The 17,337-nt window shown below is 68.1% G+C and carries 11 protein-coding genes and 1 pseudogene; 1 reads left to right on the forward strand and 11 read right to left on the reverse strand.

Translation table 11 applies throughout. The annotated features are described in order from the left end of the window. Nucleotides 1-9 precede the first annotated feature (9 nt). The 10 genes and pseudogenes from ACFXK0_RS04205 to ACFXK0_RS04250 form a co-directional block, all read right to left on the reverse strand. Complete coding sequence (locus tag ACFXK0_RS04205; RefSeq protein ID WP_379408277.1) at nucleotides 10-1,419, reverse strand: MFS transporter; 1,410 nt, start codon at nucleotides 1,417-1,419, stop codon at nucleotides 10-12. Nucleotides 1,420-1,582: 163 nt separating this feature from the next. Continuing rightward, nucleotides 1,583-2,158 (reverse strand): sterol desaturase family protein, encoded by a 576-nt coding sequence (locus ACFXK0_RS04210; RefSeq protein WP_379408475.1) that lies wholly within the window; start codon nucleotides 2,156-2,158, stop codon nucleotides 1,583-1,585. A gap of 1,048 nt (nucleotides 2,159-3,206) precedes the next feature. After that, nucleotides 3,207-3,572: pseudogene (locus tag ACFXK0_RS04215) on the reverse strand (FadR/GntR family transcriptional regulator); the annotation flags it as partial. A 146-nt stretch (nucleotides 3,573-3,718) separates the two neighbouring features. Continuing rightward, nucleotides 3,719-4,354 (reverse strand): hypothetical protein, encoded by a 636-nt coding sequence (locus ACFXK0_RS04220; RefSeq protein ID WP_379408279.1) that lies wholly within the window; start codon nucleotides 4,352-4,354, stop codon nucleotides 3,719-3,721. After that, nucleotides 4,351-6,021, reverse strand: a complete 1,671-nt coding sequence (locus ACFXK0_RS04225) for an ABC transporter family substrate-binding protein (RefSeq protein ID WP_379408280.1) — start codon at nucleotides 6,019-6,021, stop codon at nucleotides 4,351-4,353. The genes ACFXK0_RS04220 and ACFXK0_RS04225 overlap by 4 nt, the downstream gene beginning before the upstream one ends. A gap of 34 nt (nucleotides 6,022-6,055) precedes the next feature. Further along, the gene (locus tag ACFXK0_RS04230) at nucleotides 6,056-7,711 is read right to left on the reverse strand and encodes an ABC transporter family substrate-binding protein (protein ID WP_379408477.1); all 1,656 of its coding nucleotides are present in this window, start codon (nucleotides 7,709-7,711) and stop codon (nucleotides 6,056-6,058) included. Between the two features lie 17 nt (nucleotides 7,712-7,728). Continuing rightward, nucleotides 7,729-9,423 carry an ABC transporter family substrate-binding protein gene (locus tag ACFXK0_RS04235; RefSeq protein WP_379408281.1) on the reverse strand — a complete coding sequence of 565 codons (1,695 nt, stop codon included), beginning with the start codon at nucleotides 9,421-9,423 and terminating at the stop codon, nucleotides 7,729-7,731. Between the two features lie 23 nt (nucleotides 9,424-9,446). Continuing rightward, nucleotides 9,447-11,291 (reverse strand): dipeptide ABC transporter ATP-binding protein, encoded by a 1,845-nt coding sequence (locus tag ACFXK0_RS04240; RefSeq protein ID WP_379408282.1) that lies wholly within the window; start codon nucleotides 11,289-11,291, stop codon nucleotides 9,447-9,449. Further along, nucleotides 11,288-12,256, reverse strand: a complete 969-nt coding sequence (locus ACFXK0_RS04245; RefSeq protein WP_379408284.1) for an ABC transporter permease — start codon at nucleotides 12,254-12,256, stop codon at nucleotides 11,288-11,290. The genes ACFXK0_RS04240 and ACFXK0_RS04245 overlap by 4 nt, the downstream gene beginning before the upstream one ends. Next, nucleotides 12,253-13,230, reverse strand: coding sequence for an ABC transporter permease (locus ACFXK0_RS04250; RefSeq protein ID WP_379408285.1), 978 nt, complete (start codon nucleotides 13,228-13,230; stop codon nucleotides 12,253-12,255). The genes ACFXK0_RS04245 and ACFXK0_RS04250 overlap by 4 nt, the downstream gene beginning before the upstream one ends. A 78-nt stretch (nucleotides 13,231-13,308) precedes the next feature. On the opposite strand from ACFXK0_RS04250, the gene ACFXK0_RS04255 reads away from it, so the two are divergent. Further along, nucleotides 13,309-14,145 (forward strand): HAD family hydrolase, encoded by an 837-nt coding sequence (locus ACFXK0_RS04255; protein ID WP_379408287.1) that lies wholly within the window; start codon nucleotides 13,309-13,311, stop codon nucleotides 14,143-14,145. Between the two features lie 242 nt (nucleotides 14,146-14,387). Here ACFXK0_RS04255 and ACFXK0_RS04260 read toward each other — a convergent pair whose 3' ends face one another. Then, the gene (locus tag ACFXK0_RS04260) at nucleotides 14,388-17,156 is read right to left on the reverse strand and encodes an N-acetylmuramoyl-L-alanine amidase (protein ID WP_379408289.1); all 2,769 of its coding nucleotides are present in this window, start codon (nucleotides 17,154-17,156) and stop codon (nucleotides 14,388-14,390) included. Nucleotides 17,157-17,337 lie beyond the last annotated feature (181 nt).

A 17,337-nucleotide genomic window follows, 5' to 3' on the forward strand; every position in this document is an offset into this window, starting at 1 on the left:
GGTAGGTTGTCAAACAGGCGCGTCGGCCGTCGCCGGGGTGCGCATGACCGCCGCGGTGATAGCAGCGCCGGCCAGCGCGAGCAGGCCCGCGCCGAGGAAGGCGGCCGAGTAGCCGTCGGTCAGTGCCCTGGCATCGCCCAGTTCACCCGCGCCGAACGCCGCGGCCACCGCGGTCATCGCGGCTAGGCCCAGCGCCGAACCCACCTGGTAGCTGACGTTGACGATGCCCGAGGCCAGCCCGCCCTCCTCGGGGCGCGCCGCCGAGATGGCGGTGCCGAGCGAGGGGATGAAGGCCAGTGACATACCGCCCGCGGCCACCAGTGAGGCGGGCAGCACGTCGACCCAGAAGTTGCCGGTCGGGCGGACCAGTGACATCACCCCGAGACCGAGGCCGAGCACCGCCAATCCGGTGACGATCATCGGCTTCGCGCCGAATCGCTGCATGGCCTTGGGCGCCAGCACCACCATCCCGAGCATGATCAGCGTGGTCATCGGCAGCAGCGCGGCGCCCGAGGGGAACGCGCTGTAGCCAAGCACCTGCTGCAGATACAGGTTGAGGAAGAACCACATCGGCACCCACGCGGCGGCCAGTGCGAACTGGGCGAAGTTGGCGGCGGCCAGATTCGGCGCCCGCAAGATGCTCAGCCGCATCAGCGGCTCGGCACGCCGGGACTGGATGACGACGAACCCGGCGAGCAGCGCGGCGGACAGTGCCAGCACGCCCCACGTCTGCCCCGAGGCCCACCCGGTCTCGGGCGCCTGCACGATCGCGTACACCGCGGCCGCCAAACCTGCTGTCACAGTGATGGATCCGGCGATATCAATAGATCCCTTCCGCGCCGGGGCGGCGGGCATGACCAGCGGCACCGCGATCAGCGCGAGCACCGCGATCGGGATGTTGATGTAGAAAACCCATGGCCAGCTGAGGTATTCGGTGATCACACCACCGAGGAACACCCCCGCGGTGCCACCGGCCGGTGCCGCCGCGCCGTACACGGCCAGTGCTTTGGTGAGTTCGCCCGGCGACCCGCCGAACAACATCATCAGCAATGTCAACGCCGACGGCGCGATCAACGCGGCCCCCGCCCCCTGGATCGCCCGACCCGCCAGTTCGACCCCCGCGCTCCCCGCCGCCCCCGCGATCAGCGAGCCGACCGCCAGCACCACCCAGCCTGCCCCGAACACCCGCCGCGCGCCCAGCAGATCCGACAGCCGCCCGCCGAGCAGCAGCAGCCCACCGAACGCGATGACATAGGCATTGAACACCCAGGTCAGCGACTCGGGCGAGAACCCGAGATCGACCTGCATCCGCGGCAACGCGATCCCGATGATCGAGGTATCCATGATGACCATGAACTGCGCGGCGGCGATCGCCCCCAACGCCCACCACTTACGGGTGGATTTCGCTTGCGTAGTCACGACTTTCGTCCTTTCGGCCAACCGAGCTCTCTCCGTCTCGGTTCGATACCATACCCCCCTAGGGTAATAATCCGTCAAGGGTTGATCTGGAATTCCGTGGTCGGAGTACACGAAACGCCCGGCCCGCTAGGTGCGGACCGGGCGCGTTGTGGTGATTCGGCCCTCAGCCTGAGTGGAGGTGGCGGGCGGTCGGGGAGGTGGGGACGGTGGTTGGGTCGGGGGCGGTGTGGAGGAGGCGGTCGGCGGTATTGGCGGTGGTGACGGTGAACCAGTAGTGCTCGTTCTTGTAGTGGTGGTGGCGGTGGTTGCGCCAGATCGCGCGGTAGGGGGCGTGTTTCGGCTTGTAGTCGGTGTGGATCAGGTAGTGGGTCCACTCGTAGAGGATGCCGAGAGTGGTGATGGTGAGCAGGAAGGTGAGGCCCAGTTCGGGGCGGGGGAAGGCGAGGAAGGCGATCGCTGTGAGGGCGGCGATGGTGAGGGTGAGGGATTTGGGTGGGATGAAGATGAGGGGGACGTCGCGGGGGTCGGTGTGATGGGCGCGGTGTTTGCGGGCCAGTTCGCTGTCGAGGGTGAGCGGGCCGAGATGCCTTGGGCGCCAATGCAGGACGGTGACGTGAATGATCCATTCCACCAGGGGAAACGCGGCGATCATCAGGACGGGGATCAGGGCGTCGGTGAGTTGCCAGTCGCCCAGGACGAGGCGGGCGGTCAGGACGGCCACGAAGCTCACGGCGATCATCCAGGGCGAGGGATGCCGGAGGAATTCACGGGCGGCGGCGGCCAGCGTCAGGCTGCGGCGAAGCCTGCGCGCTTGCCCAGGCACCGGACGGTCTTCGCCGATCCCTTCGGAGGCCGGCGTCACGGGCTCGGCGTTCGGGTATGACGCCGCAATGCCGTAGTCGGCCCGGGGTTCGGTCGTGGGGCTAGGGCTCGGGTGTGATGCGGCTATGTCGTGGTCGGCGCGGGATTCAGTCGTGGGGGCGCGGTTCAGGTGCGAGGGCGCTACGTCGTGGTCGGGCCGGGATCCGGTCGTGGGGGTTTCGTGCGACGGCGTTGTCGGACGGGTACTCGTCATGGTGGTTCCTCGGGGTGGGTCATGCCCCGTCGAGGGCATGGATGAGGGCGGTGGTCGCCGGGCCGAGCAGGGCTCGGGCGGACTCGGCGGCCCGTTCCGGCTCGCCCGCGCTGATCGCGGCGGCCAGGTCTCGATAGGCGTCACCATTGCCCACCTCGGCGGACATGATCGGCGCCAATGCGGCGAGCGCGGGCTCATGGGCCGCGCGCAACATGGAATACATCAGCCGGAAAGCGATCGAATCGGCGAGATCCAGCACGTGATCCCAGAATTCGAGTGCGATCCGCTGCTGAACAACCGGATCCACCTCCGCGACAAGCACATCCACCGACGCACACAAAAGTGCCAACTCACCATCCACCCCCATCGTGGATACGCCTGACCCAGTGGCAGCCGGACCAAGGTCAGCCGGACCAGCGGCAGCCGAGCCAGCGGCGGTCGGACCGGCGGCGGTCGGGCCAGCGGCGGTCGGACCGGCGGCAGCCGGGCCAGCGGCAGCCGGGCCAGCGGCGGTCGGGCCAGCGGCGGTCGGGCCAGCGGCGGTCGGGCCAGCGGCGGTCGGGCCAGCGGCGGTCGGGCCAGCGGCAGCCGGGCCAGCGGCAGCCGGGCCAGCGGCAGCCGGGCCAGCGGCAGCCGGGCCAGCGGCAGCCGGGCCAGCGGCGGTCGGGCCAGCGGCAGCCGAGCCAGTGGTAGCCGAGGTGGCTCGGCGGACTCGGGATGCGGCGAGTTCGGCGATCTTGGGGCCGTTGTGGAGGCGGGCCTCGAGGATGCTGCGGGCGACGGTGGGGTCGATGGTGTCGCCGCGCAGGAGGAGGCGGGGGAGGACTTCCAGGCCTGCGCTGCGGCGGTAGTCGAGGACGGTGGTCGCTTCGCCTTGGCGGACCGACACCAGACCGGCCGCCGCCAGCCGCTGCAATGCCTCCCGCACCGCGGGCCGGGAAACCCCGAGCGCCTCGGCCAGCTGCCGCTCACTCGGCAAAGTGCTCCCGGCGGCCAGCTCCCCGCCCAGCACTTCGCCGGCGATCTGCTCGAACACATCACCGGAAACCGACCGCTTCACCACAGGAGTCCACGCCATACCCCGATAATCCACCCCAACAGGTCAAGAGGTCAAGTGGTCAGACCAGTTGCCTGCGAGTTGGACAATTGATCACCAGGCCTTGGCGTAGACGAACGTCGAGAAGCGAAATCCGTCATGGCCTGGTGATCAATTGACCAGGAAGATTAGGTGGGGTCGGAGCCGCGGATGGCGGAGAGCCAGGTGAAAGTGGTGGCGGCGACGGTGGTGCTGGCGACGAAGGCGCCGGTGCCGCCGTGCATGACGTAGACCCACAGCAGGCCCATGACGGGGGCGCCTACGGCGGATTGGGCGTCGAGGAGCAGGCGGCGGGGGAGGCCGAAGGCGGCGGGGGTGGTGGGGCGCGACGGGTTGTCGACGAGTTTGCCCGCGGGCTCGGTGGTGCGGACCCGGCCGGAGGGATAGAAACGATCCGTGCCGGCGTGGATCGAATGGCCGGTCAGTGCGAGGTCGGTGGGGGTGAGGGCGCTCAGGGCGGGAGTGAAGAAGACCGGCTGCCAGACCATCCGGTCCCCACTCGTGATCTCCAGCCACGACCGGCTGACCAGCCGATGCTGCTGGCGCACCCGGCTACCGCCGACCGTCCCGGTGGCGACCAGCCCGGTCGGCAGCACCCCCACCGCCAGACCGAGCTGATACGCCGTGAACGCCAGGATCGCGACACCGACCACGACGAGCGCGCTCAGCTGATCGAGATCGGCGAACGGCACCCAGGCGGCGATCACCGCCAGGGCGCCGCCGGTGACGAGCAGCGGATAGCCGAGCGCGCGCGCCGCACTCACTTCAGGAAGCCGACCTTGGTGTAGTCGGCGGAGGCGAGCCCGAAGGCGCCGTAGTTGGCGAGGTTCTCGCGCACCGCGTAGGTACCCGAAGCCTGCTGCAATGGAATCGAATAGCCCTCGGCGAAGATCATCTGATCGGCCTGGTTGGCCAGCTCCATCGCCTTCACCGGATCGAGTTCGGACATGGTGCGCTCGATCAGCGCGTTCAGTTCCGGCGAGCCGATGCGGGCCTTGTTACCCTGCAGGTTGTCCGGGTCGTAGGCGTAGATCTGCGGCAGCGCGCCGAGCGGGAGAACACTACCGCCCCAGCTGAACTGGGCCAGCTCGAAGTTGCCCGGATCGATCACGTCCTTGAAAAGCCCACTGCCGGGCACGGTCTGGATGATGAGCTTGACCCCGACCGCGGCCAGGTTCTGCTGCACGATCTGGGCGGTCTGCACCCAGCCGTCCTGCTGGTACATCACATCGCGCAGTTCGAGCCTGCGCCCGTCCTTCTCGCGGACATCGCCGTTGAGCTTCCAGCCGAGGTCGTCGAGCATCTGCGCCGCGGCGGCCGGATCGAAGGAGATGGGCGCGGAATTGTCCTGGTAGCCCTTCTGCCCCTGCATGTAGATGTGGTTGTTGAGCGGTTTGGGATCGTCGACCACACCATTCTGCGAGGCATTGACGATGCTCTGCCGGTCGATCGCCTTGGAGATGGCGATGCGCAGCTGCGGGTCCTCCAGCAGCGAGCCGGGCGCGCCGTTGAAGGTGATGTGCGACCAGCTCGGTTCCGGTGTGCGCCGCAGTACGACGCCGGGTGCCTGCTTGGCGGCGGTGACGTTCTCGATACCCGACATGTAGGCGATGTCGAGCTCGTTGTTCTGGATGGCGGGCAGCCAGGCCGAACTGTCGAGCACGCTGAAGGTGATGGTGTCCAGCTTCGGCGTCGCACCCCACCAGGACGGATTGCGGCTCAATGTGATCCGGTTCTGCGACCGGTCGATATCGCTGAGCTGGAACGGTCCGGCGCTTACCGCGAGCCCGTCCCGGTCACGATCGTTGAACGCCGCGACCGACTCGGTGGTGGCCTTGGGATAGAGCGGGCTGAACTGCCCCTGCCATTCGGCGTAGGGCTTGGCGAAGGTGACCACGGCCTGGCGGTCGTCGACCCCGCGCTCGACCTTCTCCACCCGCTCGAAACCGCTGGTGGACGAGACCAGGAAGCCCGGGTCACGCCCGCTCAGCGCGGCCGCCTGCGAGCGCAGATCCTCCCACGTGATCGGCGTCCCGTCGGTCCATACGGCCTGCGGGTTGATCGTGTAGGTCACCTGCTGCGGGTCGGTGCCGGTGAGCTCGATATCGGTGAAGTAGTCGTGATTGATCGCCAGCTCACCGGCGGCGTTGCTGGTGAACGGTGAGGGCAGCATCGGCTCGATCACATCGGCGGTGCTCTCGGTGCCGCCATCGATCTGCAGAAAGTTGAATGACTCCGGGAAGGAGCTCAACACCAGGCGCAGATTGCCGCCGTCGCGCAGGTCGGCGACATCGTGGGCATTGATGTCGTTGGTGCTGCCGATCGACGCGGTGCCGGGGGTGACATCGCTGCCGGACGAGCATCCCGACAGGATCAAGCCGACCGCCACGCACGGAATGGCGAACCTGGTGCCGAGCGAGCGAATTCGCATGGTTGGTCCTTCCTCTCCGCACGTGGCGGAGCTACTACTTGACGAAGCCTATCTTGGTGAAATCGGCCGAACTCAGCCCGAACGCGCCATAGTTCGCCAGATTCTCGCGGGCTGCGACCGCGCCGGCGGACTGCACGATCGGCAGCGAGAAGCCCGACTCGAAGATCATCCGGTCGGCCTTGTTGGCCAGTTCGATCGCCTTCGCCGGATCGAGTTCGGCGAGAGTCTCGTCGATGAGGGCATTGAGTTCGGGGGAACCGATGCGGCCGAAATTGCTCAGCCTGTTCGCCGGATCGTAGGCGTAGATCTGCCGCAGCGCGCCGAGCGGGAAAATGCTCTTGAACCACGCGAACTGCGCGATATCGAAATTGCCGGGATCGATCACGCCGGTGAAGAAATTGTTGGCGTGCGTCTCGATGAGCAGCTTCACTCCGATATCGGCCAGATTCTGCTGCGCGATCGTGGCGATCCGGACCTGGGTGTCGTTCTGCGGGATCGCGTCCCGGATCTCGAGTATCCGGCCATCCTTCTCGCGGAACTCGCCGTTGAGTTTCCAGCCGAGTTCATCGAGCATCCGGCCCGCGGCCGCCGGGTCGAACGACACCGATTGCGCGTTGTCCGCGTAGCCGGTCTGGCCGACGAGGAAGAGGTGATTGTTCAGCGGTTCGGGATCGGTGACCAGGCCGTTCTGTACGGCGGTGGCGATCGCCTGACGGTCGATGCCCTTGGAGATCGCGATACGCAGCTTCGGGTCCGACATGATCGAGCCGGGCGCGCCGTTGAAGGTGATGTGGGTGAAACTGTTGGCCGGCGCGCGGCGGACCTGCACACCGGGGGTGTTGGTGGCGATCTTGATGTCGTCGACCGTGCTCAGCGGTTCGACGGCGTCGAGTTCGTTGTTCTGGAGCGCGCTGAGCTGGGCGGCCGCATCGAGGATGGAGTAGGTGACGGTGTCGAGCTTGGGGGTGTCACCCCACCATTTCGGGTTGCGGCTCAGGATGACGCGCTGCTGGTCGCGGTTGACCTCGGTGACCATGAACGGGCCCGCCGACAGCGGCATATCGTTGCGATAGAAATCGTCGAAGGCCTGCGGGGTCGCGGTCACCTGCTGCGGGAACAACGGATTGAACAGGCCCTTCCACTCCGCGTAGTGCTCGGCGAAGGTGACGATCGCCTGCCGGTCGTCGACGCCGCGCTCCACCGTGCCGACACTGCTGTAGGCCTGGGTCGCGGCCACCTGGTACGCCGTATCGCGTCCACTCAGCGCGTTCACCTGAGAACGCAGATCCGCCCAGGTGATCGGCGAGCCGTCCGACCACACCGCCTTCGGGTTGATCGTGTACACGATCCGCTGCGGGTCGGTGCCGGTGAGCTCGATGGAGGTGAAGTAGTTGTGGTCCACCTCGAGGTTGCCCGCCGCGTCGGAGGTGAGCGTGCCCGGCAACGTCCAGCTGATCACCTCGCTGACGTAGCCGTCGGCGTCGATGTGCGCGCCGTTGAACGTCGGCGGGAAATTCGGGATGGCGAGGCGCAGATTGCCGCCCTCGGCGACCTCGTCGCGCGGTCGGGGATTGATATCGCTGGTCGCCCCGATATCACTGGGCGCGGTTTCGATCGCCGGGTCGGTGCCACAGCCACCCAGGGCCAGCGTCAGCGCGAGAAGGGGTATCGCGGCGCGGCGAAAACGCATTCCGTAGGTGGCAGTGGTCATTTCGTGAATCCGATCTTCGTATAGTCGTACGACGCCAATCCGGGCGAACCCATATTGGCGAGAGTGGCGCGGACGCCATAGCTGCCGTCGGACTGGAACAGCGGCAGCGAATGGCCTTCCTCGAATACCGCGCGGTCCACCTGATTGGCCAGTTCGATGGACTTCGCCGGGTCGAGTTCGGTGAGGGTGCGTTCGATGAGGGCGTTGAGTTCGGGGGAGCCGATGCGGCCGTAGTTGCCTTGGAGGTCGTTGGGGTCGTAGTAGTAGATCTGCCGCAGGCTCGACAGCGGGAACGGGTCGCCGATGAAACTGAACTGGGTGGCGTCGAAATCGCCGGGCTGGATCACATCGGTGAAGAAGCCCTGGGCGGGTTTGGTGTCGATGGTGAGGCCGACGCCGACAGCGGCGAGGTTCTGCTGGATGATCTGCGCGATCTGCACCCAGGTCGGGTCGTTGTAGAAGACGTCGCGGATGACCAGCTGACGGCCGTCCTTCTCACGCACGTCACCGTTGCGCACCCAGCCGAGTGCGTCGAGTTCGCGTTCGGCGGCCGCCGGGTCGAAGCCGAGGCTGTTGTCCCGGTAGCCGTCCTGGCCCTGCAGGAAGACGTGATTGTTGAGCGGCTGCGGGTTCTCCACCAGCCCGTTCTGCATGGCGGTGACGATGCCCTTGCGGTCGATCGCCTTCGAGATCGCCACCCGCACCCCCGGATCGGCGAGGATCGACCCGGGCGAACCGTTGAAGGTGAGGTGGCGCCAGCGATTGCCGGGGGCGCGGCGCACCTCGAGGCCGTCGGTGCCGCGCACGGACTGCACATCGTCGATCGTGGACAGCAGCGCCAGGTCGAGCTCGTTGTTCTGCAACGCCTGCACCCAGGCGCTGCGGTCGAGCACGCTGAAGGTGATGGTGTCGAGGACGGGTTTCGCGCCCCACCATTTCGGGTTGTGGCCCAACGTGATCCGGCCCTGGGCGCGGTCGGTGTCGATCACCGTGAACGGGCCCGCGGTCAGGTCGATGGCGTCGACGAGGCTGGTGTTGAACGCCTCCGGCGTCGAGGTGACCGACTTCGGGTACAGCGAACTGTTGCCGGCGAACTGGCCGCGCCAGTCGGCGAACGGGGTGTTGAAGGTGAGGATCGCCTGCCGGTCGTCGACGCCGCGCTCCACGGTGTCGACGAACTCGAAGCCGTTGGTGATGGCGATCAGGTAGCGCTTGTCGCGCCCGCTCATGGCGTTGGCCTGGGCGGCGATGTCCTCCCAGGTGATCGGCGAACCGTCCGACCACACCGCTTTCGGGTTGATCGTGTAGGTCACCCGCATCGGGTCGGTGCCGGTGAGCTCGACATCGGTGAAGTAGTCGGTGTTCACGGTGAGCTTGCCTGCCGCGTCGATATCGAACGAGCGGGGCATCATCGGGCGCAGGATGTCGGCGATCTCGGCCTCGTTGCCGTCATTGGACAGCGTGTTCCAGTTGGCCGGGTAGGAGCTGACGGCCAGGCGCAGATTCCCGCCCTGGCGCAGTTCCCCGACCTCGCGCGGATTGATATCACTGGTGCTGCCGATCTCGGCGGTGAGCCCCTCGGCCGACTCGCTGGTGCTCCCACAGCCGGCCACCACCAGCCCCACCGCCGCCACCACGGCGGCACAGCGCAGCCGGGCACCGCGTCCTCGGTACCTGCGACGGGTTCTCATGGCGCCTCCTCGGCGTTGCGGGCTCAGGCGCTGACCACGGGTTCCGGTACGGCCGCGATCAGCGAGCGGGTGTACTCGTGCCGAGGATTCGCGAAGATCTGCTCGGCCGGACCGGATTCGACGATTTTGCCGCGCAACATCACCGCGATGTCGTGGGCGAGATTGCGCACCACCGACAGGTCGTGGGAGACGAACAGATACGACAGGCCACGCTCGGCCTGCAGCTCACGCAGCAGATTCAGCACGCCGGCCTGGATCGAGACGTCCAGCGAGGACACCGGCTCGTCCAGCACGAGCAGCTGCGGGTCCAGTGCCAGCGCGCGGGCGATACTGATGCGCTGCTTCTGGCCGCCGGAGAAATCCGCGGGGTAGCGGTCGGCGTGCTCGGGCCGCAGCCCGACCTGGCGCAACAGCTCGGGCACCCGCCGGTTGACCTCCTCGCGTGAGCGCCCGTCGATGCGCAGCGGCTCGGCCAGCACATCGAAGATCGGCAGCCGCGGGTCCAGCGAGGAACTGGGGTCCTGGAACACGATCTGCATCTTGCGGCGGATCTCCCGCACCCGCGCCTTGGTCAGCGTCGCGACATCGTTGCCGAGCACCTCGATGCTGCCCGACTGCGGGCGGGCCAGGTCCATGATCTGCGACAACGTGGTCGACTTGCCGGAACCGGACTCGCCGACCAGGGCCAGTGTGCGGCCCGCGCTGACCTCGAAACTGATGCCGTCGACGGCACGGACCTCGCCGGTGCGACGGCGCAGCAGCACACCCGAGGTGAGCGGGAAGGTCTTGACCAGGTCGGTGACGCGCAGGACGACCTCGGCGTCGGTGCGATCCGTTTTCGCGGGCTCCGGGATCTCCTTGCGGTAGGCCTCGAACAGTTCCGGCGTGCCGACCTCGGCGGTGCGGATGCAGGCCACCGAATGGCCGGGGCCGACCTTCTCCAGCGGCGGTTCGGCGGCGGTGCAGTCCTCGATCGAGACCGGGCAGCGCGGCGCGAACGAGCAGCCCGGCGGCAGCGCGTGCATGGCGGGTGGGGCGCCGAGGATGGGGATCAGCGGGGTGCGTGGCGGGCCGTCCATGCGCGGGATGGAGCCGAGCAGACCCACGGTGTACGGCATCCGCGGCGCGCGGAAAAGCTCGGCGACCGGGGCGGTTTCGACGACCTTGCCCGCGTACATCACCGCGACCCGGTCGGCGACGGTCGCCGCGATACCCATGTCGTGGGTGATCATGATGACGCCGGCGCCGGTGATGTCGCGGGCCTTGCGCAGCAGGTCAAGGATCTGGGCCTGCACGGTGACATCGAGCGCGGTGGTCGGCTCGTCGCAGATGATCAGCGCTGGATCGTTGGCGATGGCCATGGCGATCACCACGCGCTGGCGCATGCCGCCGGAGAACTCGTGCGGGAAGGCCCGCGCGCGCAGCCGGGGGTCGGGGATACCGACCAGGTCGAGCAGTTCGATCGCCCGCTCACCGGCCTCTTTGCGGGTCATCGTGCCGTGCGCGAGCAGTGCCTCGGCCACCTGGTCGCCCACCCGGTAGACCGGGGTCAGCGCCGAGAGCGGGTCCTGGAAGACCATGCTGATCGAGGAGCCGCGCAGCTTCGACATCTGCTTGTCGCCCAGGCCGAGCAGCTCGCGCCCGCGCAGCCGGACCGAGCCCTGGATCCTGGCCTGCTCGGGCAGCAGCCCGATCACCGCCAGCGAGGACACCGACTTGCCCGAACCGGACTCGCCGACGATCGCGAGGACCTCACCGTCGGCGACGGTGTAGTTCACCCCGCGCACCGCGTCTACCCGGCCCTCTTCGCCCGGGAACGAGACCCGCAGGTCGGTGACTTCGAGCAAGGGCGCGGTCGACGTACTCATCGCTTCTCGGCTTTCTTCAGCTCGACCCGGGCCTGATCCTTGCGCTCGGCCTTCTCCTTGCGCGATTTGCGCGCACCCCGCGCCCCGGGGTCGAACGCGTCGCGCAGGCCGTCACCGACGAGGTTGGCGCACAACACGATCGTGATCAGCAGCCCGCCGGCGAACAGGAACAGCCACGGGTAGGTGAGCGCGGACTTGGTGCCCGCCGCGATCAGCGAACCCAGCGACACATCCGGCGGCTGCACACCGAAACCGAGGAAACTCAACCCGGTTTCGGCGCCGATCGCCGCGCCGACCGCGAGGGTGGTGTCGATGATCAGGATCGAGGCGATGTTCGGGACGATGTGGCTGAGAATGACCGTGCGGGTCGGCGCGCCCATATACCGTGCGGCGCGGACGAATTCGCGATCACGCAGGCTCAATGTCAAGCCGCGCACGATCCGCGCGGCGATCATCCAGCCGAACACGCTCAGCAGCACGATCAGGATCAGGATCGAGCCGGAACCCTTGGTGCGCGGGGCGAACAGCGCGATGATGATGAAGCTGGGCACCACCAGCAGCAGGTCGACGAACCACATGATGGTCCGGTCGGTCCAGCCGCCGAGCAGCCCCGCCACCGCGCCGGCCGTGGCGGCGATGATGCTGGCGAAGATCGCCACCGAGAAGCCGATGATCAGCGATTTCTGCAGCCCGCGCAGGGTCTGGGCGAGCACGTCCTGGCCGATCTGGGTGGTGCCGAAGGGATGCTCGGGGCTCGGCGGTTTCAGCAGCGCGGTGTAGTCCATCTGCTGGTAATCCCACGGCAGCAGCGGCGGCACCGCGAAACTGACGATCACCAGCAGCAGCAGGATCACCGCGCCGACCACGGCGGGCTTGTTGCGCAGGAAACGGCGCCAGACCAGCTTGCGGCGCCCGGCCGCGGCGTTCTCCGGAGCGCCGACGGCGATGAGTTCGGTCTCTGTCATGACACACGCACCCTCGGGTCGAGCAGGGCAAGGACGACATCGGAGAGCAGGCCCGAGACCAGCACCACCAGGCCGGCGAACGCGGTCACCGTCACCACCACGTACAGGTCCTGGGCATTGATCGAGTCCACCAGCCACTCGCCGACACCGTGCCAGCCGAAGATCTTCTCCACGAAGGTGGCGCCGGTGATCAGGCCACCGAGGCTGTAGGCGAACAGGGTGGCCATCGGGATGAGCGCGGTGCGCAGGCCGTGCTTGTACAGCGCGCGATTGCGGGTCAAGCCCTTGGCGCGGGCGGTGCGGATGAAATCGCTTTGCAGCACGTCGAGCATGGCGTTGCGCTGGTAGCGGCTGTAACCGGCCATGCCGTAGAGCGCCAGCGCCAGCGTCGGCAGCACGAGATGCTGTGCGCGGTCGACCAATTGGTTCCACAGGCCGGTGATCTGGGTGGCCGAGGTCTCGCCGGTGTAGAGGAAGAACTGGGTGCCGGTCGAGGTGTTGAATTGCAGCGCACCGTATTTCAGCAATGTCGCGAGCAGGAACACCGGTGTCGAGATGATCAGCAGCGAGAGCACCGTCGAGAAATAATCACTGAACTTGTACTGCCGGATCGCCCCCGCCGCGCCGATCAGCACGCCGAGCACGGTACCGATCACCGAACCAAGGATCAGCAGCCGCAGACTCACCGCGACCCGCCTGCCCAGCTCCTCGCTCACCGGCTGACCCGCCAGCGTCGTCCCGAAATCCCCTTGCACGACGCCGCCCAGCCAGGTGAGATAGCGCTGCGGGATCGGCTCGTCGAGATGCAGCTGCTCGGCTTTCGCGTCGATCACCGACTGCGGAGGGCGCGGATTGCGCTGCTCGAGGCTGTCGAGCGGGTTGAAAGTCAGTGAAGCGAGGCTGAACGTCAGGAACGAAGCCAGCAACAGGAGCACGACGTAGTTCAGCGCGCGCCGCAACAGAAAGCCGGTCATCAGTCCCCTCTGGATCGGGTATTCAGGCCCTGATCATAGGGACATCTGTGTCGTCCTCGCGTGCCGACGTGCGGCAGGATGGAACCGATGACTCCTCTGCACCCGAAACCGAAGCTGGTAGCCACCGACGTCGACGGCACCCTGATCGATGACGCCGACAAGGTCTCGCCGCGCACCAAGGCCGCCGTCGGCGCGCTCGTCTCCGACGGCACCACCTTCGTGCTGGCCACCGGCAGGCCGCCGCGCTGGATCGAACCGGTGGTCAGCGAACTCGGGTACGCCCCGCTCGCGGTCTGCGGCAACGGGGCGGTCATCTACGACAGCGCCACCGACCGGGTGCTGTCGAGCCACACCCTCGACGTCGAGACCCTGGGCTGGCTGGCCGAGCTCGCCGAACACGCGCTACCCGGGTGCGGGCTGGCCACCGAGCGGGTCGGCGCCAGTGCGCACGACGCCGTCACCCAGCAGTTCGTCAGCTCGCCGACCTACGAACACGCCTGGCTCAACCCCGACGACACGGTGGTCTCGCACGCCGAGGTCATCGACTCGCCCGCGATCAAGATGCTGGTCCGGCTCAGTTCGGCCCGCAGTTCCGAGATGCGCGCCGTGCTGGCCCCGCTGGTCGGCGACCGCGCCGAGATCACCTACTCCACCGAGCACGGGCTGATCGAACTGGCGGTGCCCGGGGTGACCAAGGCGTCCGGGCTGGCCGAGGTGGCGCGGCGATTCGGGGTGGGCGAACACGCGATCATCGCCTTCGGTGACATGCCCAACGACGTGCCGATGCTCTCGATGGCCGGGCACGGTGTCGCCATGGGCAACGCGCACCCGGAAGCCCGCGCCGCCGCCGACGAGGTGACGGGCAGCAATATCGACCACGGCGTCGCCATGGTCCTCGAACGTTGGTGGTCCTGAACTGGTCGATTGATCACCAGGCCTCTGTGGAGACATCGGCCGAGAAGCGAAATCCGTGGTGGCCTGATGATCTTGGTCGTCACGCGTAACGGCCGGTGCCCTCGTTGGGAGGGGCACCGGCCGTTCTTCGCCTTGACCGGGTGTCAGCCGGTTGGGGCGGGTTCCGGGGATACCGGGGTTGTTCTGGTGTCGGATTGATCGCGGCGGGTTAGGGGTCGGGCGGGATCAGGGGTGCCGCTGGGTCAGTTGGGTGCCGGGGGCGCCGGTGGGTCAGTGGGTGCCGGGGGTGCTGCCGGGTTGGCGGGTGCCGGGGTGGCCGCTGGGTCGGCGGGTGCCAGGGGTGCCGCTGGATCGGTGGGCGCCGGGGGTGTTGCCGGGTCGGCGGGTGGCGGGGTGGTGGCTTGCGGGTCGCCGGGGGTGGTCGGCGGGACGACCGAGGCGGGGGGTTGGTTCGCGCCGTTCATCTCCGCCTTGTAGGTCTCGTCGTAGGTCTTCCAGAAGGTGGTGACGATGCCGGTCAGCTCGTTGAGCACCAGCGAACCGTTCTGGAAATCGGTGCGCAGACCATCCGGGACCAGGTAGGAACTGCCGGTCGGCAGGCCGAGCACGCCCGAATCGGCGCCCAGGCTGAGATAGCGGTCCAGGATCGCGCCCACCACTTCGAAGACCTGGCCGTTCTCGCCGGAATAGACGAAACCGTTGGCGAACTTCGCGTACTGACGGCCCTGCGAGCCCGGCAGCAGATCCGACTCCGGCGCGCCGAGCGGACCGTCGACACCGCCCCTCGCTACCCAGTGCTGGGCGATCGGGTTGGTCGAGGACAGGCCGAGCAGTTTGTCGACCAGCGCGCCCAGCTCGGCCATATTGCCCTGCGGGGCGGCGGCCTGCTGGTCGCTCTCCGGGGCACTGGCCTCCTGGCTCGGCGGACGATACGGCGTGGCAGGCGAACTGTAGGTGTTGTTGCCCGCGGCGATCGAGCGGATACGGTCCATCAGGTCGTAGGCCGCGTCGCCGGGGCAGTCGGTGTTGCCGACATCGCGGTGCGCGAACACCACCGGCAACTCGACCTCCTCGCCCAGGTAGTAGGGGGTGAACTCGGTGCCCTCGGAGTACATCGTGGTGTAGCCCTTGGGATCGAGCCCGTCCAGCTTGGCCCGCCAGCCGATGAACCGGCCGATCGCGGTGATCGACGCTTCGCTCGGCGACTCGATCTCGTAGTTGCCCATCAGCGCCACACCGGCGGTGTTCTCGTTGAAACCGCCCGCGTGCGCACCCTGCACGTCACGGTCGAGCCCGCCGTAGCGGCCCTCGAAGATCTGGCCGTACTTGTCGACCAGGGCGTTGTAGCCGATGTCGCACCAGCCGAGCGTTTCGGCGTGATAGGCGTAGATCGCGCGGACGATACCGGCCGACTCGGCCCGGCTGTAGTCGTTGCGGCCCGCGGTGTGGTGCACGGTGAGGCCACCGAGGCCGTCGTCGTAGGTGGGCTCCTGGCAGCGGATCGACTCGTCGGCGCCCCACTGCGCGCGGGTGATCACCTTCGGCCCGCCATTGGGCAGCGCGGCCGCCACCTCGTTGAGCGCGGCGTCGATCGCGGCCCGGCCCGGGTTGATCAGCACGGCCTTGAGCGCGGCCTCGGTGAGATGCGCCGGGTCGTGATCGGGGCCCGCGGTGGGCTTGCGGGTCACCAGCATCTGCACCGCGGTGGTCTCGCCGACATAGATCGGCTCGGTGCCGGTCGGCGCGTCGGCCGGGGCCTGATCGTTGGCCCTGGTGTCGACCGGATCAGCGTTGTACCAGGGACCCCAGCTGCCGTCCGGCTGCCTGGCGCGCAGCTTGGTGGTGGTATTCGCCAGATCACGGGCAGTGACGGCGACCATGCTGAACGGGGTGTCCTGGGTGATCTCCTTGACCTGCGCGCCGACCTCGTCGATCAGCTCCGGGCCGACCGCACCGGGGGACAGGGCAGGGGTATCCGGGGTGGTGCCGGGCTCCAGGTTGGCCGGGTCGGCGATGAACTTCGTACCGGCCGGCCGGCTCTGGGCGACCGGGGCCGCCGCCGGTGCGGGTGCTTGCGCGGCAGGTGCGCTAGGGGTCGCGGGCGCGCCCGCCGGCGCCTGCTGGACCTGCGGATTCGGCGGCGCAGCCGGTGAGTCGGCCGGAGTCCCACCCGGCGCCCCGGGCGCCTGCGCTGCCGGACCCGATGCGTCCTGTGGTGCTGGTGCCTGCGCAGCCGGCGCGGTCGGCGCCGGTGCCGGCGCGGCGGGTGCAGGTGCGGCTGGGACTGGTGCTACCGGAGCCTGCGCTGCCGGTGCCGATGCGTCCTGTGGTGCCGGTGCTGTCGGTGCCTGCGCGGCTGGTGCTTGTGCTTGCGCGGCCGGTGCCTGCGCTGCCGGAGCCGGTGCGGCTGGTGCTTGCGCTGCCGGAGCTGGTGCGGCTGGTGCTTGCGCTGCCGGAGCTGGTGCGGCTGGTGCTTGCGCTGCCGGAGCTGGTGCGGCCGGTGCTTGCGCTGCCGGAGCCGGTGCGGCTGGAGTCGGCGCCGCCGGTGCTGGTGCGGCGGGGGCGGTCGGGACCGCTGTGCTGGGGGCAGGCGGGCGGTTGTTCGGTGCGGCGTTGGGGGCCGCGCCGGGGGCCGGGGCCTGCGGGGTTGTGGTCGGCTGGGCCTTCGTCGGGAGTGGCGGCAGCGGGATCTCGGTCGGCAGCGCCACGCCCGGGGGGACCGGCAATCCCGGCGGTACCGGGATCGAACTGGGCAGCGGCAGCATCTGCAGATCCGACAGGTGCAGGTCGGGCAGATCGAGGCCGGTCAGCTCGCGCAGCGGGACGGTGATGTCCTGCGCGGAGGTCAGCGCGACCTCGGCCAGCTGGGCCGGAACGGCCGTGAGCTGGGAATCGTTCGCGCTGCGGTAGTCGGTCGAATCGCTCAGTGCGAACGCGCCGATCGGTGCGGCGACCGCGAGCGTGGTGACTACCGGGAGCACATAGGAACGTTTCGGCTTTCGGTATCGCACGTGCGACTCCAATCAAGGTCGAACCTTGCATGTGGCGGCTGGCGCCTGATGTTCCGCTGGCATGTGATGCTTGCTTCCTATCGCCTCACACACCACACTAGTTAACATACGTCACACATCTAAACCTCAACTTGAGGATTATGTGATTGCTCGAATGTAGCCCTCGGATCCCGCTCGGTGA

This window comes from Nocardia sp. NPDC059177 (genome assembly GCF_042755165.1).
Lineage (GTDB): Bacteria > Actinomycetota > Actinomycetes > Mycobacteriales > Mycobacteriaceae > Nocardia.